The sequence below is a fragment of the Millisia brevis NBRC 105863 genome, assembly GCF_001552615.1.
Classification (GTDB): Bacteria; Actinomycetota; Actinomycetes; order Mycobacteriales; family Mycobacteriaceae; genus Millisia; species Millisia brevis.
Map to the genome: position 1 here is coordinate 180,036 of NZ_BCRN01000002.1, position 23,257 is coordinate 203,292.

19 protein-coding genes and 1 pseudogene are annotated in these 23,257 nt (G+C 71.6%); 1 reads left to right on the plus strand and 19 read right to left on the minus strand.

Annotation, left to right across the window (positions count from 1 at the left end):
- Positions 1-74: 74 nt before the first annotated feature.
- The 15 genes and pseudogenes from uvrC to MB1_RS03635 form a co-directional block, all read right to left on the minus strand.
- Positions 75-2,177 carry an excinuclease ABC subunit UvrC gene (gene uvrC, locus MB1_RS03570; RefSeq protein ID WP_084350767.1) on the minus strand — a complete coding sequence of 701 codons (2,103 nt, stop codon included), beginning with the start codon at positions 2,175-2,177 and terminating at the stop codon, positions 75-77.
- 64 nt (positions 2,178-2,241) lie between these two features.
- Positions 2,242-2,718: a PH domain-containing protein gene (locus MB1_RS03575; RefSeq protein ID WP_066903752.1), complete on the minus strand. Its 477-nt coding sequence runs from the start codon at positions 2,716-2,718 to the stop codon at positions 2,242-2,244.
- Positions 2,715-3,215, minus strand: a complete 501-nt coding sequence (gene ribH / locus MB1_RS03580; protein ID WP_066903754.1) for a 6,7-dimethyl-8-ribityllumazine synthase — start codon at positions 3,213-3,215, stop codon at positions 2,715-2,717. The genes MB1_RS03575 and ribH overlap by 4 nt, the downstream gene beginning before the upstream one ends.
- Entirely contained in the window at positions 3,212-4,459 is a 1,248-nt protein-coding gene (locus tag MB1_RS03585) for a bifunctional 3,4-dihydroxy-2-butanone-4-phosphate synthase/GTP cyclohydrolase II (RefSeq protein ID WP_066904177.1), read from the minus strand. Before MB1_RS03585 ends, ribH begins: the two co-directional genes overlap by 4 nt.
- A gap of 203 nt (positions 4,460-4,662) precedes the next feature.
- Complete coding sequence (locus MB1_RS03590; protein WP_066904180.1) at positions 4,663-5,277, minus strand: riboflavin synthase; 615 nt, start codon at positions 5,275-5,277, stop codon at positions 4,663-4,665.
- 34 nt (positions 5,278-5,311) lie between these two features.
- A complete protein-coding gene (gene ribD / locus MB1_RS03595; RefSeq protein WP_084350768.1) occupies positions 5,312-6,400 on the minus strand; it encodes a bifunctional diaminohydroxyphosphoribosylaminopyrimidine deaminase/5-amino-6-(5-phosphoribosylamino)uracil reductase RibD in 1,089 nt (362 codons plus the stop codon).
- Positions 6,397-7,089 carry a ribulose-phosphate 3-epimerase gene (gene rpe / locus MB1_RS03600; RefSeq protein WP_066903756.1) on the minus strand — a complete coding sequence of 231 codons (693 nt, stop codon included), beginning with the start codon at positions 7,087-7,089 and terminating at the stop codon, positions 6,397-6,399. The genes ribD and rpe overlap by 4 nt, the downstream gene beginning before the upstream one ends.
- A gap of 43 nt (positions 7,090-7,132) precedes the next feature.
- On the minus strand, positions 7,133-8,131 hold the full coding sequence (locus MB1_RS03605) for a DUF1648 domain-containing protein (RefSeq protein WP_157083886.1): 999 nt from the start codon (positions 8,129-8,131) through the stop codon (positions 7,133-7,135).
- On the minus strand, positions 8,128-8,496 hold the full coding sequence (locus MB1_RS03610) for a GntR family transcriptional regulator (RefSeq protein ID WP_066904185.1): 369 nt from the start codon (positions 8,494-8,496) through the stop codon (positions 8,128-8,130). The genes MB1_RS03605 and MB1_RS03610 overlap by 4 nt, the downstream gene beginning before the upstream one ends.
- A 100-nt stretch (positions 8,497-8,596) precedes the next feature.
- Positions 8,597-9,868, minus strand: a complete 1,272-nt coding sequence (locus tag MB1_RS03615) for an MFS transporter (RefSeq protein WP_245650012.1) — start codon at positions 9,866-9,868, stop codon at positions 8,597-8,599.
- 143 nt (positions 9,869-10,011) lie between these two features.
- Positions 10,012-13,545, minus strand: a complete 3,534-nt coding sequence (locus tag MB1_RS03620) for an ATP-binding cassette domain-containing protein (RefSeq protein ID WP_066903760.1) — start codon at positions 13,543-13,545, stop codon at positions 10,012-10,014.
- A 95-nt stretch (positions 13,546-13,640) separates the two neighbouring features.
- Positions 13,641-14,891, minus strand: a complete 1,251-nt coding sequence (locus MB1_RS03625) for an alpha-amylase family protein (RefSeq protein ID WP_066903761.1) — start codon at positions 14,889-14,891, stop codon at positions 13,641-13,643.
- Positions 14,892-15,064: 173 nt separating this feature from the next.
- A pseudogene (locus MB1_RS27020) lies at positions 15,065-15,178 on the minus strand (agmatine deiminase family protein); the annotation flags it as partial.
- Positions 15,179-15,184: 6 nt separating this feature from the next.
- Positions 15,185-15,610, minus strand: a complete 426-nt coding sequence (locus tag MB1_RS03630; RefSeq protein WP_066903764.1) for a pyridoxamine 5'-phosphate oxidase family protein — start codon at positions 15,608-15,610, stop codon at positions 15,185-15,187.
- A gap of 65 nt (positions 15,611-15,675) precedes the next feature.
- Positions 15,676-16,686 (minus strand): calcium/sodium antiporter, encoded by a 1,011-nt coding sequence (locus MB1_RS03635; RefSeq protein WP_066903766.1) that lies wholly within the window; start codon positions 16,684-16,686, stop codon positions 15,676-15,678.
- Between the two features lie 115 nt (positions 16,687-16,801).
- Here MB1_RS03635 and MB1_RS03640 point away from each other — a divergent pair, with 115 nt between their 5' ends.
- Positions 16,802-17,179: a VOC family protein gene (locus MB1_RS03640; RefSeq protein WP_066904191.1), complete on the plus strand. Its 378-nt coding sequence runs from the start codon at positions 16,802-16,804 to the stop codon at positions 17,177-17,179.
- Between the two features lie 138 nt (positions 17,180-17,317).
- Here the strand turns inward: MB1_RS03640 and MB1_RS03645 are convergent, their stop codons facing one another.
- The 4 genes from MB1_RS03645 to metK form a co-directional block, all read right to left on the minus strand.
- Complete coding sequence (locus MB1_RS03645; protein WP_066903768.1) at positions 17,318-18,781, minus strand: RsmB/NOP family class I SAM-dependent RNA methyltransferase; 1,464 nt, start codon at positions 18,779-18,781, stop codon at positions 17,318-17,320.
- 1 nt (position 18,782) lies between these two features.
- Positions 18,783-19,706 carry a methionyl-tRNA formyltransferase gene (fmt, locus tag MB1_RS03650; RefSeq protein WP_066903770.1) on the minus strand — a complete coding sequence of 308 codons (924 nt, stop codon included), beginning with the start codon at positions 19,704-19,706 and terminating at the stop codon, positions 18,783-18,785.
- A gap of 86 nt (positions 19,707-19,792) precedes the next feature.
- A complete protein-coding gene (locus MB1_RS03655; protein WP_066904194.1) occupies positions 19,793-21,751 on the minus strand; it encodes a primosomal protein N' in 1,959 nt (652 codons plus the stop codon).
- Between the two features lie 234 nt (positions 21,752-21,985).
- Positions 21,986-23,203: a methionine adenosyltransferase gene (gene metK, locus MB1_RS03660; protein WP_066904197.1), complete on the minus strand. Its 1,218-nt coding sequence runs from the start codon at positions 23,201-23,203 to the stop codon at positions 21,986-21,988.
- Positions 23,204-23,257 lie beyond the last annotated feature (54 nt).

The window sequence follows — 23,257 nt, forward strand, 5'->3', positions numbered from 1 at the left end:
CGGCGCCCGGCGGCGACCGCTCCCCCGCGTCGACGCCGAGACCGCCCGGTCGGAGGTCCCACCCGCCGACCGACCTATTGCGTACCCGTACCGCGCACAACGGTACCGTTCGCGCTGCCCGCCACCTCGGGTTGGCGTAGATCTTCATCTGCGGACCGCACGGTATCGTGCCCGCCGTCGGGTGCGCCATTCATACCGTCGGCGGGACCATTGAGAGCGGTCAATACCGCCCGTGCGGTGGTCTCGCCGATACCGGGGACCGAGGTGATGTCCTCGATGCTCGCCTTGCGCAACAATTCGACCGAGCCGAACCGGCTGACCAGGGCCGTTCGCCGTGCCTCGCCGAGCCCGGGGACCGCGTCGAGGGTCGAGGAGGTCATCCGTTTCGACCGCTTGCTGCGGTGGTAGTCGATGGCGAAGCGGTGGGCCTCGTCACGGATGCGCTGCAGCAGGAACAGCGAATCGCCGGTGCGCGGCAGGATCACCGGATCGGGCTCGCCGGGCAGCCACACCTCCTCGAGCCGCTTCGCCAATCCCGCGACCGCGACGTCGGTGATGCCGAGTTCGTCGAGGACCGCGGCCGCGGCCGCCACCTGGGGTGGACCGCCATCGACGACGAAGAGGTTCGGCGGGTAGGCGAAGCGCCCCGGCTTGCCGCCGGCCTTCTCCGGGTCGTCCGCCTTGGGCGCGCCGGACTCGCTCGGCACGGTGATCCGGTCGGCGGCATAGTGCCGGAAGCGCCGGCGCGTCACCTCGGCGATGCTGGCGACGTCGTCCGATCGGCCGTCCCCGGCCGCCTCCTTGATCGCATAGCGACGGTAATCGCTGCGTCGCGGCAGACCGTCCTCGAAAACGACCAGGGAGCCGACGACGTCGGTGCCCTGGACATGGGAGATGTCGATGCACTCGATGCGCAGCGGCGCCGAGTCCAGGTCGAGGGCCTCCTGGATGCCCTGCAGGGCGGCCGAGCGGGTGGTCAGGTCGCCGGCCCGCTTGAGCTTGTGCTGGTTGAGCGCCTCGGAGGCGTTGCGGGCGACCGTCTCGGCGAGGGCCTTTTTGTCGCCGCGTTTGGGGACGCGCAGGACGACCGAGGAGCCCCGCAGGGTGCCGAGCCACCGTTCGACCTCGGCGGCGTCCGGCGGTAGCTGCGGGACCAGGATCTCGCGCGGGATCGCCCCGGAGCCGGCGCCGTCGGCGGCCTCGGCGTGGGCGGCCTGTTCGCCGTAGAACTGGGTGAGGAACTGCTCGACGACGGCGGAGAGGTCGTCGGGATCGTCGTCGCCGGTGTCGTCGGGCAGGTCGGCCGCCTCGACTACCCAGCCGCGCTGGCCGCGCACCCGGCCGCCACGGACGTGGAAGACCTGAACGGCGACCTCGAGATCGTCGCGGGCGAAGGCGACCACATCGGCGTTCGTGCCGTCACCGAGGACGACCGCCTGCTTCTCGAGGGCCCGCCGCAGCGCGGACAGATCGTCGCGCAGCCGGGCGGCGTTCTCGAAGTCGAGGGCCTCCGCCGCCTCCCGCATGCGCACGTCCAACTGCCGGATCAACCGGTCGGTGCGGCCGGAGAGGAAGTCGCAGAAGTCGTCGACGATGGCCCGATGCTCGTCGGCGCTCACCCGGCCGATGCAGGGGGCGGAGCACTTGTCGATGTAGCCGAGCAGGCAGGGCCGGTCGATCTGCCGATGCCGCTTGAAGACGCCGTTGGAGCAGGTGCGGGCCGGGAAGACGCGCAGCAACAGGTCGAGCGTTTCGCGGATCGCCCAGGCGTGCGCGTAGGGGCCGAAGTAGCGGACGCCCTTGCGGCGGGCACCGCGGTAGACGAACAGCCGCGGGTACTGTTCGCCGATCGACACCGCGAGCATCGGGTAGCTCTTGTCGTCGCGGTACCGCACGTTGAAGCGCGGATCGAACTCCTTGATCCAGTTGTACTCGAGCTGGAGCGCCTCGACCTCGGTGCTGACGACGGTCCACTCGACCGAGGCGGCGGTGGTCACCATCTGCCGGGTCCGCGGGTGCAGGGCGAGGATGTCGGCGAAGTAGGAATTCAGGCGACTGCGCAGGCTTTTGGCCTTGCCGACGTAGATGACCCGACCGTGTACGTCCCGAAATTTGTAGACCCCCGGGTCCACCGGAATCGAGCCGGGGGCCGGGCGATAGGAAGCGGGATCGGGCACGTCTTCCAGGTTAGCCGCCGGCCCCGACGGCTCCGGTCCACCGTCCCGCGGTGCACCGCTCGTGTCAGGAGGCGGTGTACCGGGCCATGTACTCGCGGAAGGTCTCCGCCGCCCGGGCGGCGTGCTCACCGTCGTTGGTCTGGATCGCCAGGACCGGGGTGTACTCGTCGTCGGGCAGTTCGATACGCGCCCAGGACGCTCCCTCGACGAAGAAGAGCCCGTTCACCCGGCTCCAGGGAATCACCTTCTCCATGAAGGCGTTGCGGACCCCGACCCCCTGCGGCCCGACCCGCAGCCGCGACCGGGCCAGCAACAGGACCGCGCCGCTGAGGCAGCCACCGATCGCCAGCATCGCCAGCTGGTCGACCGGTCGGAAGTAGACCCCGGTACCGGAGCCGGCGTCGACCAGGGTGAAGGCCAGCACGACGTGCACCGCGAAGATGATGGCCGCCGCGACCATCGCGTAGCGCGCGGTGCGCTTGGAGCTCACCGACCACACCCACGTCTTGTCGCCCACCCGTTGCCCCGTCTCCGCGGTCATCGGCCGAACCCGAAGCCGTCGTGGGCGGCCGCCGCCAGCTTCGCGAGGGTGGCGGCGCTGTCGAGCGCCGCCGACGCCGCCTGGGCGCCCTTGTCCTCCACCGACCCGGGCAGCCCCGACCGCGCCCGGGCCTGCTCGATCGTGTTGACCGTCAGCACGCCGTTGGTGACCGGCTTGCCGAGGTCGAGGCCGACGCGGGTCAGTCCCATCGTCACCGCGTCGCAGACGTAGTCGAAGTGCGGTGTCTCGCCGCGTACGACCACCCCGAGGGCGATCACCGCGTCGTGGTCGCGACCGAGCGCCTGGGCGATCACCGGAAGCTCGTTGGCCCCGGCGACCCGCACCACGGTCGGTTCGATGCCGGCTGCGGTGACGGTGCGCCGGGCACCGTCGACCAGGGCATCGGAGATCTCGGTATGCCACCGACTTCCGACGATCGCGACGGTCAGTCCGCTCGCGCCGGTCACGTCGATCTGCGGTTCGCCTTCGGCGCTCACTGGGTCTGACCCCTCTCGTATTCGTCGAGTCCCACGAGATCGTGGCCCATCCGGTCGCGCTTCGTGCGCAGATAGCGGAGATTCTCGGCGTTGGCGCGCAGCGGCATCGGCACCCGCTCGAGGATCGTCAGGCCGTAGCCGTCCAGGCCGACGCGCTTGGCGGGGTTGTTGGTCAGCAGCCGCATCGACGAGACGCCGAGGTCGACGAGGATCTGGGCGCCGAGGCCGTAGTCGCGGGCGTCGGCGGGCAGTCCGAGCTGAAGGTTCGCATCGACGGTATCGGCGCCGGCGTCCTGCAGTTGGTAGGCCTGCAGCTTGTGCATCAGTCCGATCCCCCGGCCCTCGTGACCGCGCATGTAGAGCACGATCCCGCGGCCCTCGCGGGCGACCATCTCGAGCGCCGCCTCGAGCTGCGGACCGCAGTCGCAGCGCATCGAGCCGAAGACATCGCCGGTGAGGCATTCGGAGTGGACGCGCACCAGCACGTCGTCGCCGTTGTCGGTGGTGACATCGCCGCGGACCAGCGCGACGTGCTCGACACCGTCGTTGATGCCGTCGTAGCCGACCGCCCGGAACTCACCGAAGCGGGTGGGGATGCGGGCCTCGGCGACCCGGCGCACCTGGCGCTCGTGGCGACGCCGCCAGGCGATCAGGTCGGCGATCGAGATCATCGCCAGTTCGTGCTCGTCGGCGAAGACGCGCAGCTCCTCGCCGCGGGCCATCTCGCCCTCGTCCTTCTGGCTGACGATCTCGCAGATCACGCCGGCGGGACGCAGCCCGGCCATCGTCGCGAGGTCGACCGCGGCCTCGGTATGCCCGGGGCGCCGCAGCACACCGCCCTCGCGGGCGCGCAGCGGAACGACATGGCCGGGGCGGGTGAAGTCGATCGCCCGGCTGTCCGGGTCGGCGAGCAGCCGCATCGTCGTGGCGCGATCGGCGGCGGAGATACCGGTGCCGACGTTGGCGCGCGCATCGACGGTCACCGTATAGGCGGTGCCGTGCTTGTCCTGATTGGTGGAGTACATCGGGGGCAGACCGAGACGGTCACAGTCGTCGCCGAGCAACGGCACACAGAGGTACCCCGAGGTGTACCGCACCATGAAGGCCACCAACTCGGGCGTCGCCTTCTCGGCGGCAAAAATCAGGTCGCCCTCGTTCTCGCGGTCCTCGTCATCGACGACCACCACCGCCTTGCCGGCGGCGATATCCGACACCGCCCGCTCGATGCTGTCGAACTTGATCACGCCATCTCCGCTTCCGGTCTCGCCCTGCACGACCACATTGTCGAATTCGGTCGGGTCCATCCTGGCCCGGCGACCGCCGCGTTGGGACGATTACATTCACCGGATCCATCACCGCCGGATACAACACCCTGCTACCGCACAGTAGTCCCCGCCGGGGAGGGGATCGACATGCCGGCCCGGCCGGACAATGCGGACAAGGTTCCTCAGGCGGGTCCTGCGGTGATTGTCAGCCGTTCGACGTACTTCGCGATGACGTCGACCTCCAGGTTGACGGTATCGCCGACGTCGACGCGGCCGATGGTGGTCAGCTCGCGCGTCGTGGGGATCACCGAGATTTCGAACCAGCTTCCGTCCGCGGCATCGTCCTGCAGACCGGAGACGGTCAACGAGACGCCGTCGACGGTGATCGAACCCTTGAGCACGACGTAACGGGCCAGGTCGGCGGGTAGCGAGATGCGCACGACGTCCCAGTTGTCGGTCGAGGTACGGCTGAGGACACGCCCGACGCCGTCGACGTGGCCCTGCACGATATGGCCGTTGAGGCGACCGCCGATGGGCGCCGCCCGCTCGAGGTTGACCCGGCTGCCGGTGATCACGCCGCCGAGGCTGGACCGATCGAGCGTCTCCTGGATCACGTCGGCGGTGAATCCGCCGTCGACGATGTCGACCACCGTCAGACAGACCCCGTTCACCGCGATCGAGTCGCCGTGTGTGGCGTCCGAGGTGACCAACGGCCCGCGGACGGTGAAGCGCACCGCCTCCGTCAGCTCGTCCCGATCGACGACCTCGCCCAGTTCTTCGACGATTCCGGTGAACACCCGCACTCCTCGTTCCGCGCCTTCGGTGGACCGCTCAATCCTGCCGGAATCCGATACCCGCCGGATCCCGATCGAATGTGATGAGCGTATCGGGGCCGAGCGACTCGACGGACCGCGGGCGAAAGCGATGGACGTGCGCGATCGTGTCGACACCCGCCCCGACCACAGCGGGCAGGCCGTCGCCGAGCACCACCGGCGCGATATAGGCCTCGATCCGATCGACCGCCCCGGCGGCGAGGAAGGCGCCGGCGAGGACGGCTCCGCCCTCGATCTGAACGTCGACGCGGTCGGCGAGCTGTGCGATCACCGCGGCGGGGTCGTGATCGCGCAGCAGCAGGGTCGGGGCGCTGTCGTCGAGGATGCGAGCGGTCGGCGGGATCTCCCGGCGGCCGACGACCACGCGGGTCGGCTGGTGGGCGGCGAGCGAGTCGTCGGGCAGCCGGGCGGTCAATTGCGGGTCGTCGGCGAGCACGGTTCCGGTGCCGACCACGATGGCGCCCAGTTGGGCGCGTCGGTCGTGGACGCGGCGGCGGGCGGCGGGCTCGGTGATCCACCGGCTGGTGCCGTCGATCGCCGCGATGCGCCCGTCGAGGGTGGCCGCGTACTTCCAGGTGACCAGGGGTCGGCCGGTGCGCACCCGGTGCAGCCAGGCGTCGAGGGGACCGCTCGCGACCCGGTCGGCGCCGACGCCGGAGACGACCTCGATACCATGTTCCCGCAGGTAGTGGCCACCCCCGGCGGCGGTCGGGTTCGGATCGGAGACCGCGTGCAGAACCCGCACGATGCCCGCCGCGGCCACCGCGTGGCTGCACGGGCCGGTGCGACCGGTGTGATTGCAGGGTTCGAGCGTCACGACGATCGTGCCGCCGCGGGCCCGATCGCCCGCTTGGCGCAGGGCGTGGACCTCGGCGTGCGGACCGCCCGGTGGGCTGGTGGCGCCGACCCCGCGCACGATGCCGTCGGCGTCGATCACCACCGCGCCGACCGGCGGATTGGGATAGGTGCTCCCGCGGACGACCTGCGAGGCGGCGATCGCGAGATCCATCGCCGCCTCGATCGACTCGACCGGGCTGCCGAGCCGCGGGTGCTCCCCCGACGACGCCTCGCCGCCCGCCTCGGTCATCCCGCGATCGCGGCGGCGCGGGCCCGCAGCTTGCGCACCGCCTCGGCCGGGTCGTCGGTGTTGTAGACCGCCGAGCCGGCGACGAAGCACTCGACGCCGGCGGCGGCGGCCTGTTCGATCGTGTCGGCGTTGATGCCGCCGTCGATCTCGACGAGCACCTGCAGCTCTCCCGCGTCGACCAGGTCCCGCACGATGCGCGCCTTGCCGAGCACGTCGGGGATGAACGACTGGCCGCCGAAGCCGGGTTCGACGCTCATCACCAGCAGGGTGTCGAAGTGCCGCAGGATCTCGAGGTAGGGCTCGATCGGGGTACCGGGCTTGACGCTCAGGCCCGCACGGGCACCTGCCGCGCGGATGTTCTTGGCCACCGCGATCGGATCGTCGGTCGCCTCGGCGTGGATGGTGACGTTGTAGGCACCGGCTTCGGCATACCCCGGCGCCCAGCGGCCGGGGTTGTCGATCATCAGGTGGCAGTCCAGCGGGATATCGGTGGCGGCCAGCAGGCTCTCGACCACCGGCAGCCCCAGGGTGAGGTTGGGGACGAAGTGCGCGTCCATCACGTCGACGTGGACCCAGTCCGCGCCCTCGATGGCCGCGATCTCGTCGCCGAGGCGGGCGAAATCGGCCGAGAGGATCGAAGGGGCAATCATCGGCGACAGCGGCCGGCCGCTGTCGATGGTTTCCGTCATGTGCCTACTCCTATGCCACCGGCCACCCGTGGGGCAAGTGAGGTCAGCGTGTCCGGTTGGTGTCGCGCAGGCGTACCGCTTCGAGGACGGCGGCGCCCGACTGTGCGTCGTCGACCACGACGACCTCGGTTCGCCCGTCGCGGGTGGTCACCACCAGCGCCTCTCCGCTGCGCAGGATGAACCCGCGGGCTCCGCGCAGCGGTCCGGTGACCGCCATCCGGTAGCCGAAGCCACCGAAGTCGCGCAACGCCCGGACCCGGGTGGTGCCGACGGTCGCGATGTCGGCGGCGGCGATCCGGGCGCGCGGCCACCCGAGGGTGCCCCGGATCTGCAGCCCGGTCCGATCGACGGTGACCCGGACGGTCAGCATCGTCGCCGTCGCCACCAGCAATACGGCGGTGATCGTCAGCATCCACCACATGCCGAGCAGCACGGCGCCGGCTGCGGTCGCGACGGCGGCGAGACCGGCGATCAGGACGATCGGCAGCGGGGACGTCACGGCGGACGACCACACCACCCGCTCGGTCGGCCCGATCGGCAACGCCTCGGCGCTGTCGGACGCGGGCGACGCGAGCGCTCCCACCCACGGCGGGATCACCACCGCCGCCAGGAATCCGGCCCCGATCGCGATCACACCGGCGACCGGAACGACCCAGCCGGGGAAGGCGACCTGTGCGGCGTCGGCCACCCCCCGTTGCACGGCGGTCAGCCCGACGATCAGTGCCGCGAGGAACGCCGACAGGCCGGACGAGAGCCCGACGAAGGACCGGGCGATCGGCGACGACGAGGAGGTCACCGTGATCGCGATCCCGGCGACGATCACCAGCGCGGCGATCACGAGCAGCATCCACAGCGGCTGGTCGACCGAAGCGAATCCGTCGGGCATCGACCGCGGGCCCCAGTGCGTGGCGATCGGATCGGGGAGATCGGATCGCCAGGCGGCGACGAATACCGCTCCGACGATCAACCAGATCAGGGGCAACACGATCGCGGCGATGGCGATACGCATCGTCGGTCTGCGGGAGGTGGGTGTGGTGGTCATGTCTGATACCCCTTTCGGATCAGGTCGAGCAGTTCATCGAGGGACAGACCCAGCCGGCGGGCAAGGTCGCGAACCTCCTCGACGGCGGTCGTCAGCGCTGCCAGGTCGGAGCCGGCAACCCGACTCGCCTGTCCGGTGACGACCGCTCCACGGCTGCGCCGCACCTCGAGCAGGCCCTCGTCCCGAAGTACGCCGTAACCGCGCAGGATGGTGTGCACGTTGACGTCCAGGGACGCCGCCAGTTCGCGGGCGCCGGGCAACCGGTCCCCCGGCGCCAGGTCGCCGGCGGCGATCTGGGCGCGAATCGAGGCGGCCAACTGCTGAAACAACGGCGTTGACAGCGAGGGATCGAGTCGAACGAGCATGTACACACCGTATCACGTTTGTTCTAGTTCAACTAGAACAAGTGCTCTGACGAAATCCCGACGCCTCCGGTGCGGAGACGTCGGGATGGCCGACGAGCCGTCAGGCCTGTTCGGGTGACGGGGCGATGTCGTCGCAGCGTTGCCGCTGCGCGCCGCGGCCGAGTACCCACAGCGAGAACAGGAAGATCGCCAATCCGCCGACGGCCAGACCGGCGCCGACCAGACTGGGTGCGCGGTAGCCCCAGCCGGCGCTGATCACCAGCGAGCCGAGCAACGCGCCGAGGCCGTTGGCGACGTTGAGCGCCGAGTGGTTGAGGGCGGCGCCGAGCATCTCCGCATCGCCGGCCGCCCGCATCAGACGCACCTGCAACGAGATCGACAGCATCGAACCGAGCAGGCCGACCACGAAGATGATCGCGATGGTGGCGGCGGCGCTCCCGGCGAACGGCAGCACCAGGACCAGGGCGAGCGCGGTGACCACGAACGATCCGATCACCGTGCGGTTGATGCTCCAGTCGACCAGCGGGCCGGCGGCCCACGATCCGATGACCGATCCGACGCCGTAGGCCAACAGCACCAGCGGGACCGCCTCGATCGACAGCCCGGATTCCTCGGTGACCAGCGGCGAGACGTAGCTGTACATCGCGAAGATGCCACCGAAGCCGATCATGCCGGTCGCGACGGCGTAGAGGACCGCTGGCCGGCGCAGCGCCTCGAGCTCGCGGCGCACCGTCGCGGTCTTGTCGCCGCGGACGTGCGGGATCGCCCACATGATCAGGGCGGCGGTCACCACGGTGATCGCGACGACGAACCAGTACGCGGCCCGCCAGCCGAAGGATTGTCCGAGCCAGGTGCTGACCGGGACGCCGATCACGGTGCCGACCGACAGGCCGATCATCACCCGGCTGACCGCGCGACCCTGCTGGTCCGGCGGGACGAGCGAGGCGGCGATCAGCGAGGCGACGCCGAAGTAGGCGCCGTGCGGCAGTCCGGCGAGGAACCGCGCGAACATCACGTGGTCGTAACCGGACGCGAGCGCGGTCACCGCGTTGCCGACGCCGAGGGCCAGCACCAGCCCGGCGGCGAGTTCGCGGCGCGGCAGCCGGGCGCCGAGCGAGACGATCAGCGGCGCGCCGATCACCACGCCGAGCGCGTAGGAGGTGATGATGTGCCCGGTCGACGGGATGGACGCGCCGATGCCGGTCGCGATCTCGGGCAGCAGACCCATGGTGACGAACTCGGTGGTGCCGATCGCGAATCCACCCAGGGCGAGCGCGATGATCGCCGCGGCGACCCGCAGGGACGACAGCTGCTGCCGGTCCGGGGCGGGCGCGGCGCCGAGGGCGGTGTCCCGCGTGTCGGAAGAAGTCACGCCGAGATACAACGGGCCGGGTGCGACCCCGATTCCTCGATGTCCTGTGATGTCCGGCACCGATCGGTCAGCCCCCCCGGGCGGATGCGGCCGGATGGGACCCGACCGGCGCCCTCGGCAGCGCACGGCTGCCGAGGGCGCGGTCATCCGGCGAGATGCCCCCACCGGTCGGCGAGGTCGGCCCAGGTCCCGGTGGCCGCGACCCGACCGGCCTCGAGCACGATCACCCGATCCGCGAGCGCGAGCGCGGCCCGCTTCGAGGTCGCACCGATCACGGTGACCCCCCGCTGCCGCAGGTCGGTCCACAGCTCGAGTTCGGTGGTCGCGTCGAGGGCGCTCGACACATCGTCGGCCAGCAACACCCGCGACCCGGTCGCCAGGGCGCGGGCCAGCGCCAGCCGCTGCACCTGACCACCGGACAGCCGGACCCCGCGCTGACCGACCCGACCCTCGAGACCGCCGGCCGCCGCCAGGTCGGGACCGAGCTGCGCGGCGCGGGCCGCCGACCAGGCGTCGCGGTCCGGGTGGTCGAGCACGATGTTCTGCGCCCACGTCCCGGACAGCACCCGCGGCGTCTGTCCGACCCAGGCGACGCGGCCCGGCCGCAGCTGCTCCGGATGGTCGAGCGGTCGCCCGTTCCAGCGGATCTCACCGGTGTGATCGGCCAATCCCGCCAGGCCGCGCAGCAGGCTCGACTTGCCGGAGCCGATGCGCCCGACCAACAGCACCAGTTCGCCGGGGCGCACCGTGGTCGTCACCCCCTCGACGCCGATCGTGCCGTCCTCGTGGATCACCGATACCCCACGCAGCTCGAACGACCGCAGATCGTCGGCGATCGGCGGTGCCGGCGCCGGGGCGGTACCCGCCCGCAGGTCGACGCCGCCGGGCAGACCGATCAGGTCGGCGCCGCCCGCGAAGTCGGCGGTCTCCCGCTGCCAGGCGCGCACCCCGGGGGCATCGCTGATCACCATGCCGGCGACCATTCCGAAGTAGCCGAACCCGGAGATGGTGACCGACAGCATCAGCGCGACGGCCAGATCCCAGCCGCCGGCCAGATGCACCCACCACACGACCACGATCGCGATCTGCACCGTGGCCAGAAGTATGGCCTGGACGCCGAAGAACACCACGTACTCGCGCACCGAGGCGGCAACCCGATCGGCGTTGACCCGACGCAGATGCGCGCGCACCGCTCCGGTCGCCGCGGACAGTTGCACCGTGCGCGAGGCCTCCAGGGCGGACACCAGGACCCGCCCGAAGGTCGCCCGCGCCTGCCCGGCCCGCGCCGCGGTCGACCCCATCGCCCGGCGCGCCGCCCACGACGTCAGCGCCGCGACCAGCATGATCGCCCCGAGCACCAGGCCCGCGAGCGGGCTGCCGGTCAGGATGATCGCCACGACCACAACGATCGATCCGTTGGTCAGGTCCACCCACCGATCGACGTAGATCAGCAGCCGTTCGGTATCGAGCGCGCGGGCGACGATCTCGCCGGGCGCCCCCGCGGCGGCGCGGCGCGGCGCGGTCTGCGCGACCAGCACCGCCGTGCGCACCCGCAATTGCACCTCCACCCACCAGAGCAGGTACCGCCGGAACGCCGTGGGCAGCGCCACCACGCCGACCACCAGGGAGACGACGACCATCACCAGCGCGGGCCACAGTTCGCCGAGGCCTGCTCCGTCGGAGAGGCCCTGGACCACGGAGCTCCAGGCATGAGCGGTCACCACCCCTTGCGCGCCGGTCACCACGAGCGCCAGGAACAGGGCCGCCCCCACCAGGCCGTGCGTCGGCAGGGTGACCAACGCGCGCGCCACCACCTTCGCCAGGCCGGGCACCCGGACGTCGGCGGTCGGCGACGACTCCGCGCGGGAGCGGACCGCGGGCAGCACATCACCGTCGGGCACGATCGTCTCGGGGATCTGCTCGTCGGGTCCGTCGGGCGCCGTGCCCGCGTGGGCGAGCAGGTCCCGGTAGGGACCGTCGACCGCGGCGAGGTCGGCGCGGTCGCCCTGTTGCACGATCCGGCCGGCGCGCAGCACCGCGACCCGATCCGCCCGGCGGGTCGTCGCCAACCGATGAGCGATCACGACGCCGGTCCGACCGTCGAGCAGCCGCGCGGACGCCCGGACCACCAACCGTTCGGTGGCGGGGTCCATCCGCGCGGTCGCCTCGTCGAGGACGACGAGCCGCACGTCGCGCACCAACAGCCGGGCGAAGGCGATCAACTGCTCCTCCCCCGCTGACAACACCGTGCCGCCGGCCCCCAAGGGGGTGTCGATCCCCTGCGGGAAGCCCGCCACCCACGCCGTCAGCCCGAGCTCGTTCAGGGCGGCGGTGATCCGCTCCGCCGGCAGATCGGCGAACAGCGCGATGTTCTGGGCGATCGTGCCCGCGATGATCTCGGTGCGTTGGGTGACGACCCCGACCGCCTCGCGCAGCCGGATCGGGTCGAGATCCCGCACGTCGACACCGCCGATGAAAACGGCGCCCGCCGGCGGTTCGACGGCCCGCGACAGCAAAGCCGCCAGCGTCGACTTACCCGATCCAGAACGTCCGACCAGGGCGATCGTCTCCCCCGCCGGTACCTCGAGCCGCTCCACCCGCAGGGTGAAGGAGCCGCCGTGGGTGAAGGCCAGGTCCTCGATACGGATGTCGAGGGCGCCGGCGGGAATCGCGGCGCCGCCGTTCGGCTCGCGGGGCGCGTCGAGCAGCAGGCGCAGCCGAAGGACCGCACCCATACCGGCCTGCAGCTGCGGCAGCTGTTCGGCCACCTGGCCGATCTGCGCGACAAACGAGGCGGTCACCAGGAAGAGCGTCACCAGCGCTCCCACCGTCAACCGGTCGCCGAGGACCAGGGCGAAGCCCAGTACCGTGACCGCCGCCAGCAGGCCCTGCAGCAGGCCGCCACCGATCAGCAGCATCCGCGCCTGCACACCGAGAACCGCGCGCAACCGATCGACGATCCGGGCGGACAGCTGTGCGTTGCGCCGCAGGACGTGCGGCGCACCCAGGCTGGTCCGCAGGTCGTCGCGAGCGGCGATCGCCTCCTCCAGATGGGCGGCTTGATCGGTCCAGGCAACTTCCTCGAGCACCTTGCGGCGCGCGATCTCCGCGGCGAGGCCGCGGGTGGCGACCCAGAGCGCGGCGGCGACCACCGGGAAGAGAAGGAACGCCGGCCACCAGGTCACCCCGGCAACGATCCACATCGGCAGGGCGGCGAAGCCGACCCGCAGGACGTCCCACACCTGCTGGCGGACCAGGGAGCCCAACTCCGCGGTGTCGCCGTCGACGCGGTCGAGGAGTTCCCCGGCGGCCTGTTCGGACAGCGCCGGCACCGGCTGCGACCACACCGCCGTCAGCAGATCGTCGCGCAGGCGGCCCTCCGCCCGAACGGTCCGCGTCGACCAGATCACCCGGCCGACCGCGTCGAGCAGGGTGCCGCCGACCACGCATACCCCCAGCAGCGCCACCAGGGGGACCGTCGCGCCGGACGCGAGCCGACCGATGACCACCGTTCCGATCGCCTCGGCGATCGCCCCGACGATCGAGAGCGACAACGCCACTCCCGCAGCGGCCCCGCGCAGCCGTCGCCACCCGATGCCCTCGAACGGGGCGGCGGGGACGGCGGTGGCGCCACGGGCATTTTCGAGCCGCGGCGCGAGGGTCGGCGCGGTGGTCACGACAGGAAACGGTAGGAGCGCGGGCCCCGCGTCCGCATCCCATTTTTCTGCCGGCGGCCCCTACCGGCCGAACGGATAGGCCGCCGCTCCTCGGGTCAAGCCGGTCGGCGCTGATCCCACAGAATCCGACCCGACCGGTCGCGAATGATGACCCGCGGCTGGTCGGTCAGGTCGATGTCCACGTCCAGGTGATCGCGCCCGTCGACCGAGATGACCCGGTAGGCGCTGCGCAGGTTCTCGAGCGCCAGCGACTTGGTGGTCGCCGAGACCAACCAGGGATGCCGCCGCCGCAGCCCGATCAGGTCCTGGTGGGCGCGCAGGATCGGCTCACCCCAGGAGGCGAGATCGGACGGCAGCCCGGGAAAGCGGGGGCGCACCGCGTCGTCGCCGCCGAGGCGCCGCTCCTTGACGCCGGTGAAGCCCTGCTCGTCGCCGGAGTAGATCGACGGGATACCGCCGACGGTCATCAGGATCGCCAGGGCGGTGACCGCCCCCTCCGGCCCGAGGGTGCTCGCGATGCGGGTGACGTCGTGATTGCCCGCGAAGGTCTGCGGGATGAAGTGCGCGAGGAACTCGTTGTGCCGCTCGAGCGCCCAGTTCAGCTCGTGGAGGTTGCCGTCGCGCAGGCTCGACCAGATCGCCTTCCACAGCTCGTACTGGGTCACCGAGTCGACGCCGGACTCCTCGACGAAACCGACGTAGTCGCCGTGGATCATCTCGCCGAGGAACCACGCTTCCGGATGATCGACCCGCACCCGCGGGAGGACCTGCGCCCAGAAGGCGGGGTCGACCGCGTACGCGGCGTCGAGGCGCCAGCCGTCGATCCCCCGGTACAGCCAGTGCTGCATGACGCGCACGGCGTAGTCGCGGGCGCGCGGGGAATGGTGGTTCAGGCGGGCGAGGCTGGAGTGTCCCTCGAAGACCCGCGGCTGAGGGCCGTTCGGCGAATGCCAGTCGATATCGAACAGCGCGGCGGATTCGCTGTCCGGGCCGTCCCGCAGGGCCCGCTCGAGATCCGGGTGGGCCCGCGAGACGTGGCTGAAGACCCCGTCGAGAACGATGCGCAGTCCGCGTTCGCGACATTCGTGAACCAGGTCGTCGAAATCGCGTTCGTCACCGAGGCGCGAATCGATCCGGAACTGATCGATCGTGTCGTAGCCGTGCGACCGGGAGGCGAAGACCGGCCCGAGGAGCAGGCCGTTGGCACCCAACTCGACCGCGTAGTCCAACCAGCCCAACAGTCGGCGCAGCCGCGGCCCGGGTGCGGGATCGCGCTCCCTGATCGGGGCACCGCAGAAACCCAGCGGGTACACCTGCCACCACACCGCGTGGTCGACCCACCCCATCGCCGCCCCCCTCTTTTCAGTCTCGAGCACATCAGGGTAGTGACATGATCAACTTCCGGCGTGGTGTGGGCCACCCGACACGAGGTTTCCCGCACGGCCCGTTCGGATCCATGATCGCGACCGGGGAGCAAGCGGCAGGGCCTTTTCGCCCGAACCGGTCGCGTCGACACCAGCGGCTGCTGCTGCGGGGCGCAGTGGATTCCGCCGCCGCCGATACCGTCGATGTCGAGTTGGATGAGCTGTCGATCCGGAGAGAGTCGCTGCAGGGTTGCCCGCGCCGCGGCATCGGGGGGTTACAGACTGCCGAGGTCGGCCGACAACCAGTGCGCAGCCCGCAGCCTGATCGTCACCGACGGTCCGTGTCCGGCGGCCGCCCCGTCGATATAGGGCTGCACCTGCTCCGGCTCGAGGTAGCGCTCGACCATTTCGCGCAGTTCGTCATCGGTGGTCGTCTCGATGCTCGCAACCGGGCCGTCGACGGCGACGTAGCGGATCGACGGCTCGAGGCGTTCGACCATCAACGAGAAGTGCCCGGCGGCCTCGATCAGACGATGCTTGCGCGAACCCTCCCCGGTCAGGACCCACGGGTCACCACCGGGTTGGTACTGGTACCAGATCGGCACCGTGAGCGGGCCGCGATCCGCTCCGGCCGCGACGGACAACGCCGCGATATGCGGTTCGGCGAGGAACTGTTCGCGTTCATCCTTCGGAAGTGGCATGGCCGCCACGCTAGACCCACCGACCGACAGCCCCGGCGAGCGTGCGCGTCATTCCAGCCGACAACCTAGGCGCGGAAGGCGATCAGCACCGCGAGGTAGACGACATAGGCGAGGACGAAGGCGATGCCCTCGAGCCGCGAGATCCGCCGACCGGTCAGGAAGACCGGTACACACAGCAGCGCGACGGCCGCCATCAACGGCAGGTCGATCCGGATGAGCTCGTCGGTCACTTCCAGCGGCATCACCAGCGCGGAGGCGCCCAGAATCAGCGTGACGTTATAGACGCTCGAGCCGACGAGATTGCCGATCGCGAGGTCCCGATCACCCCGGATCGTCGACACGATCGTGGTGACCAATTCCGGCGCCGAGGTACCGATCGCGACGATCGTCAGCCCGATGAAGGCTTCGCTGACACCGAGGTCGGAGGCGACCGAGATCGACCCTTTGACCAGCCAGTCGGCGGCAAATACCACGACGGCGATGCCGCCGACCAATTGCAGGACCGCACGCCACAACGGCGCCGACGACCCGGACGGTGCATCAGCGCCATCATCCGCATCGGGCCCGTCCCCCGCCGGAGGTCGGTCGGGACCGACCGGGTCGGAAGCGGTCGCTCGAGCGGCAGCCCGCGACCGCAGTTCGACCCGGATCACCACGGCGGTGTAGACGATCGCCACCGCCAGCAAGATGAAGCCATCGAGGCGGGAGAGCGAACCGTTGAGGCTCAACAGCAGCAACAGCAGGGCGCTGCCGACCATCACCGGCAAGTCGAGCCGGACGGTCTGACGGCCCAGCGCCAGCGGGATCATCGCGGCCGACAAGCCCAGGATCAGCAGCAGGTTGACGATATTGGTACCGGCGATATTGCCGATCGCCAACGGCCCGGCACCGAGGCGAGCGGCGTCGACGCCGACCGCGAGTTCCGGCAGGCTCGTGCCGATCGACACGACGGTCAGTCCGATCAACAGCGGCGAGACACCGAGCCGGGCGGCGATCGCCGAACCGCCGCGCACGAGAACCTCCGCACCTACGACCAGCCCGATCAACCCGGCCAGGATCAGGAGCACATCGGACATATCGCCGACTCTAGGGGGCGCGGCGACGAATCACCGGGCATGCGCGGGATCGAGGGCGGACCGCCGGCCGAAAATTGTGTTGACCGGGTCGGGTCGCGGGGCGCAAGGTGCGGTGATGGCCTGCCGTATCGGTGAACTCGTGCTCGACTGTCGCGATCCCGAGACCCTGGCCCGGTTCTGGTGCGAGGTGCTCGACTTCGTGGTGCTCGACCGCGACGGCGGGGCGATCGAGATCGGTGCGCGCGACGGCTTCGGCGGTCGGCAGCCGACGATCATTCTGAGCCCGTCCGAGCGTCCGGAGCCGGCGAAGCCCAGGCTGCATATCGATCTGAGCCCGACCGACCGCGATCAGTCGGCCGAGTTGGAGCGGCTGCTGGCGCTCGGCGCGACCCCGGCCGATGTCGGACAGACCGGCGACGAATCCTGGCACGTCCTGGCCGATCCGGAGGGCAACCACTTCTGCCTGCTGCGGCGGCGGCTCGATCCGCCCTGAGTCCGGGCGATACCGGCGGAACCCAGCCCGACCGGTCGGAGCCGACCGCCGGGACGTTGGACGGCGCCCGGCACCGCGAGCGGCGGCTGTACCGCCGAGCTCCGAACCGGTACCCGTACCGCGGCAACCGCGGACCGACTAGACCGGCTTGCGCAGGAGCGCGACGAACATGCCGTCGGTGCCGTGGCGGTGCGGCCACAGCTGCGCGGCTCCCCCGAAGGCGGCCGCGTCGGGGACCTCGGCGAGCGCCCCGGCGGTATCGAGCGGTTCGAGTCCGAACCGGCGGGTCGCGTCGGCGGTGATCCGCATGGTCTCCGACAGATGCGGCGAACAGGTCGAGTAGGCGATGACGCCGCCGGGCCGCACCAGGTCGACCGCCGCCGCCAGCAGTTCGCGCTGCAGGCGGGTCAGATCGCGCAGGTCCTCCTCGGTCCGCCGCCAGCGCGCCTCGGGGCGACGTCGCAGCGCACCGAGGCCGGTGCAGGGCGCGTCGACCAGAACGCGGTCGTAGCCCGGTTCGAGGCCGCTGCTCCGACCGTCGACGACGTGCACCTCGACCGGCAGCCCGTCGACCGCGGTGCGCACCAGTTCGGCGCGGTGTGTCGACGGTTCGACCGCGTCGACGCGGGCGCCCTCGATGTCGGCGAGGGACCCGAGCAGCGCGGCCTTGCCGCCGGGACCGGCGCACAGGTCGAGCCAGCGGCCGCCGTCCGGTCCGACCAGCTGGGCGCGTTCGAGCGCGAGCACCACGAGTTGGCTGCCCTCGTCCTGGACCGATGCCATGCGGTCGCGCACCGCGTCGATGCGGCCGGGATCGCCGGCGCCGTCCAGGTGCACCGCATACGGCGAGTAGGGGCCGACCTCACCCCCGGTCGAGAGCGCCAATTCCTCGGCGGTGATCGCGCCGGGCCGGGCGACCAGATGCAGTTCGGGGCGGGCGTTGTCGGCGGCGAGCAGATCGGGCAGTTCCCCGGCGCGCTCCCCCAACGCGTCGGCGAACGCCTGCGCGATCCATTCCGGGTGGGCGTGGCGGAAGGCGAGGTTTCCGATCGGATCGGCCGCGGCGTCCGGCTGCAGACGTGCGATCCAGCTGTCCTCGTCCGCCTCCGAGACGCGGCGCAGGACCGCGTTGACGAAGCCGGCGCGGCCGCTGCCGAACTCCTCGCGCGCCATGTCGACGGTGGTGGCGACCGCCGCGTGGGTGGCGACCCGGGTGCGCAACAACTGGTAGGCGCCGAGGCGCAGCAGGTCGAGTACGTCGCCGTCGATCGCGTCGATCGGGCGGTCGGCCGCGGCCGAGATGATCGCGTCGAGCAGGCCGAGGGTGCGGCTGGCCCCGTAGGTCAGCTCGGTAGCGAAGGCGGCATCCCGCTCGGTGATCTTGCGTTCGCGCAGCAGCCGGGGCAACAGCAGGTTGGCGTAGGCGTCGTCGCGACGGACCGCGCGCAGGACGTCGCGGGCGGCGGTGCGGGCGGGGTCGATCGGGGCCGGCGGGGTGGCGGTGCGCGGGTTGGGTCCCTTGCCGCCGCGGCCGTCGCCGCGTCGGGCGGGGGCGGGCCGGCGTCGGCCGGAGGAGCGGTTGCCGCGGGGTTCGGTGGGCATATCAGCGGGCCTCGGCGTCGTCGGGCAGGTGGGCGCCGCGGGCCCAGTCGGCCGCGATCATCTCCTTCTTGCCCTGCGGTTGGATGCGGTCGAGTCGTACGGCGGTCCCGGCGGTGCCGATGAGTACCTCGCGCTTGGAGACCGCGACGCGGCCGGCGGGCAGGGTGACGTCGGTCTGCTGGACCGGGCCGACCTTGAGGCGGGTCTCGCCGATGGTCGTCCACGCCCCGGGTGCGGGGGTGACCGAGCGGATCCGCCGTTCGACGATCGCCGGCGGCAGGGTCCATACGATGCGGGCGGAGTCGACGGTGACCTTCGGGGCGTGCGAGACCCCGTCGTGGCTCTGCGGTTGCGGGGCGATCGCGCCGTCCTCGATCCCGTCGAGGGTGCGTTCGAGCAGTACCGCGCCGGTCTCGGCGAGACGGTCGAGCAGGGTCTGCGCGGTGTCGGTCGGCGTGACCCGTTCGGTGACCACCCCGAAGACCGGCCCGGTGTCGAGGCCCTCCTCGATCAGGAAGGTGCTCGCCCCGGTGACCTCGTCGCCCGCTGCGATCGCGGCTTGCACCGGCGCGGCGCCGCGCCACGCCGGCAGCAACGAGAAGTGCAGGTTGATCCAGCCGAACTTCGGGACCTCGAGCAGCGGGGCACGCAGCAGGTTGCCGTAGGCGACCACCGGGCAGCAGTCCGGGGCGAGCTCGGTCAGTCGGGCGAGCAGGTCCGGGTCGGAGGCGCGCGTGGGCGCGAGCACCTCGACGCCGTGCTCGTCGGCGAGACGGGCGATCGGCGAGCGGACCGCCTTGCGGCCCCGCCCGGCGACCGTGTCCGGTCGGGTGAGCACCGCGACGACCTCGTGGCGGTCGGACGCGAGCAATCGACGCAGGGACGGCACCGCCGGTTCGGGGGTACCCGCAAAGACAAGACGCACCCAGCGAGCTTACGGCGACCCCACTGCGACGTTTGTGGACGCCTACCCGCGCTCACCGCGGGTGGGCGTACCCAAACGTCGCCGGATCAGCCGATGCGGTGCGGGTCGATGCCGACGCGCAGGGGCGGGGAGGCGTGGCGGGCGCCGAGGTGGGAGCGGCCGGCGGCCAGGGATGCGGCGAGGGCGCCGCCCGCCGCGCGGGGGACGCGCACCAGCATGCGCGCGGCGGGATCGTCCGGATCGTCGCCGGAGGCGGGCAGCCGCTCCCCCGGCGGCAGCGGCACCGGTCCCAGCGTGGTGGCGGCCTCGGGCAGGTCGGTCACCGCCAGCAGGGCGGAGATCGCGCCCTCGGAGCCGTCGATCGCCGCCAGGTGCACCGCGGGCGGGAAGCCGAGCTGGGCGCGTTGGTCGAGTTCGGCCTGCGCCGCCCCGACCGGGTCCCAGCGGATGAGGTGCTGCGTGGTCGGCAGGCCGGGGTCGGCCATCACCACGACCGTGCCGTTCGGCCGCACCAGAGCCGCCGCCGACATCCAGCGGGCGAGGGCCCGTTCGCTCGCGCGCAGATCGGCTCGACCGAGCAGCGCCCAGCCGTCGAGCAGGGCCGCCGCCGCGTATCCGCCGGTCACCGGTGGTTCCGTGCCGGGGGTGGCGACCACCAGGGCCGCGCCCGCGGGCAGGTGATCGGGCCGGTCGTCGCCGGTGACCCGGCGGATCGGCACCCCGGGGAAGGCGCGGCCCAACTCCTCGGCGGTGCGCTCGTTGCCGATCACCGCGGCGCGGAGCCGGTTCGACCCGCAGGCGCCGCAGCGGGGTCGCGGTTCCGGCTGCGAACACCATCGGCAGACCGCGGTGGCGTCGCGATCGCCGGAGTCGAGTCGCAGCGGGCCGTTGCAGCGGCGACATCGGGCCGGGGTGCGGCAGACCGCGCAGACCACGGCGGGTAGATAGCCGCGGCGCGGCACCTGCACCAGGACGGGGGCGTCGGCGGCGATCGCGGCGCGTGCGGTTTCGAAGAAGATGCCCGGCAGTCGGGTCGCCCCGGCGAGCGGGTCGCGGTCGAGGGCGCGTTCGCTGTCGCCGGGAGCGACGATCCGCGGCATCGCCGACCGGAGCACCGCTCGATCGGCCACCAGGTCGTGCGCCCACCCGGTCGCGACCAGCGCCTGGGCCTCCGCGGTGCGTCCGAAGCCGCCGAGCAGCACCGCCGCCCCCTCGGCATGTGCCCGCAGCAGCGCCACCTCCCGCGCGTGCGGATAGGGAGCGCGCGGCTCCACCCAGCTCTCGTCGCCGTCGTCCCACATGGCGATCAGGCCGAGGTCGCGCACCGGAGCGAAGACCGCGCTGCGGGTGCCGATGACGATGCGGGCGCTCCCCCGCAGGATCGACAGCCAACGGCGGTACCGCTGGGTGGGTCCGAGACCCGCGGCCAGTGCGACCACCGAACCCTCGGTGGTGCGGTCGGCGAAGGCGCGGACCATGCGGTCGAGGTCGTATTGGTCGGGGACGAGGACCAGCACCCCGCGGTCCGGTTCGGCGGCGGCGAGCGCCTGGTCGACGAAGCGGGCCGCCCAGTCCTCCCCCGGCAGCGCCTGCCAGATCGCGCGCGGGGTGCGGCCGGCGACCACCGCGTCGGCGAAGTTCGCGCTGTGCCGGTAGCGGCCCCATCCGGTGGGATCGGCGAAGATCGCGGCGCGGTCCACCCGGCCGGGCTCGATCGGCTCCGCCGGCGTTTCGGCCTCGACGCGGGCGTGCCGCGGGGGGATCGCCAGCCGCAGCACGTCGGATCGCGTTCCGGCGTACCGGGCGGCCACCGTTTCTGCGAGATCCGCGATCCGCGGGGTCAGCACCTGTTCGGGTGAGACGACCTTGTCGAGCCAGCCGAGACGGCCGGAGTGGTCGGTGTCCTCGCGTCGTTCGAGGACGAATCCGTCGACGAGGCGTCCGGAGAACCGCACCCGCACCCGGACACCGGGTTGGGCCTGCTCATCGAGTTCGGCCGGCACGAGATAGTCGAAGGGTCTGTCGAGGTGCGCCAGGCCCAGCATCGGCAGGACCCGGGCGACCTTGTCGGTCTCCGCCGCCGCGCGGGCGGGCGCGGCCGTGGCTTTCTTCCTCGCCGCCGCAGCCGTGCGCGCCGCGCGTTTGGCAGGCGGCGTCGGCGGGAGCACCGGTTCGACCTCGAGCAGCACATCGTGCTCCGGCGGCTCGCGGTCGGCCGGCGGCGTCCCCACGCCCGGGTCGGGCCCGGCCGGACCCGGCTCGGGTGTCACCGAGCGGTATCAGGCACCGGCGGCCGCGCGGAGCTTGTCCGCCCGGTCGGTGCGCTCCCAGGGCAGATCGATATCGGTCCGGCCGAAGTGCCCGTACGCCGCGGTGGGGGCGTAGATCGGGCGCAGCAGGTCCAGATCGCGGATGATCGCGCCGGGGCGCAGGTCGAAGACCTCGGTGATCGCGGACTGGATGCGGGCCGGGTCGACCGTCTCGGTGCCGAAGGTCTCCACGAACAGCCCGACCGGCGCGGCCTTGCCGATCGCATAGGCCACCTGGACCTCGATGCGCTCGGCCAATCCGGCGGCGACGGCGTTCTTGGCGACCCACCGCATCGCGTAGGCGGCGGAGCGGTCGACCTTCGACGGGTCCTTGCCGGAGAAGGCGCCGCCGCCGTGGCGTGCCCAGCCGCCGTAGGTGTCGACGATGATCTTGCGGCCGGTCAGACCGGCGTCACCCATCGGTCCGCCGAGCACGAAGCGTCCGGTCGGGTTGACCAGCAACCGCACGTCGGAGACGTCGAGGGTCTCGTGACCGAGTTCGGTGAGCACGGTGTTGACCACGTGCTCGCGAATATCGGGAGCGAGCAGGTTGTCCAGGTCGATATCGGCGGCATGCTGCGTCGACACGACGACCGTGTCGAGGCGGACCGGGACGTCACCGTCGTACTCGATGGTGACCTGCGTCTTGCCGTCGGGACGCAGGTAGGGCAGGACGCCGGTCTTGCGCACCTCGGTCAGGCGGCGGGCCAGCCGGTGTGCCAGTGCGATCGGCAGCGGCATCAGCTCCGGGGTGTCGCGGATGGCGTAGCCGAACATCAGGCCCTGGTCGCCGGCACCCTGACGCTGGATGTCGTCGTCGGTGACCTCGTCGCCGGTACGGGCCTCGTGCGAGGTGTCGACACCCTGTGCGATCTCCGGTGACTGGGAGCCGATCGCGACGTTGACGCCGCAGGAGTTGCCGTCGAAGCCCTTCGCCGACGAGTCGTAGCCGATCTCGAGGACCTTGTCGCGCACGATCTTCGGGATATCGGCATAGGCGGAGGTGGTGACCTCACCCGCGACGTGAACCTGGCCGGTGGTCACCAGGGTTTCCACCGCGACCCGCGCCCGCGGATCCTGGGCGAGCAGAGCGTCCAGGATCGAGTCGCTGATCGCGTCGCAGATCTTGTCGGGATGCCCTTCGGTCACGGACTCGCTGGTGAACAGGCGGCTGCCGGACGTGCTCACGGTCTCCCCTTCGGATCTCATTCACGGTCGCGTGCGGCGCAACCCTCGGTCATG

Bases quoted from the DNA above. Each gene is read 5' to 3' on its own strand.
- MB1_RS03575 (WP_066903752.1), bottom strand. From the start codon at position 2,718: ATGACCGCGGAGACGGGGCAACGGGTGGGCGACAAGACGTGGGTGTGG.
- ribD (WP_084350768.1), bottom strand. From the start codon at position 6,400: ATGACCGAGGCGGGCGGCGAGGCGTCGTCGGGGGAGCACCCGCGGCTC.
- rpe (WP_066903756.1), bottom strand. From the start codon at position 7,089: ATGACGGAAACCATCGACAGCGGCCGGCCGCTGTCGCCGATGATTGCC.
- MB1_RS03605 (WP_157083886.1), bottom strand. From the start codon at position 8,131: ATGACCACCACACCCACCTCCCGCAGACCGACGATGCGTATCGCCATC.
- MB1_RS03610 (WP_066904185.1), bottom strand. From the start codon at position 8,496: ATGCTCGTTCGACTCGATCCCTCGCTGTCAACGCCGTTGTTTCAGCAG.
- MB1_RS03625 (WP_066903761.1), bottom strand. From the start codon at position 14,891: ATGGGGTGGGTCGACCACGCGGTGTGGTGGCAGGTGTACCCGCTGGGT.
- MB1_RS03630 (WP_066903764.1), bottom strand. From the start codon at position 15,610: ATGCCACTTCCGAAGGATGAACGCGAACAGTTCCTCGCCGAACCGCAT.
- MB1_RS03635 (WP_066903766.1), bottom strand. From the start codon at position 16,686: ATGTCCGATGTGCTCCTGATCCTGGCCGGGTTGATCGGGCTGGTCGTA.
- MB1_RS03640 (WP_066904191.1), top strand. From the start codon at position 16,802: ATGGCCTGCCGTATCGGTGAACTCGTGCTCGACTGTCGCGATCCCGAG.
- MB1_RS03645 (WP_066903768.1), bottom strand. From the start codon at position 18,781: ATGCCCACCGAACCCCGCGGCAACCGCTCCTCCGGCCGACGCCGGCCC.
- MB1_RS03655 (WP_066904194.1), bottom strand. From the start codon at position 21,751: ATGCTGGGCCTGGCGCACCTCGACAGACCCTTCGACTATCTCGTGCCG.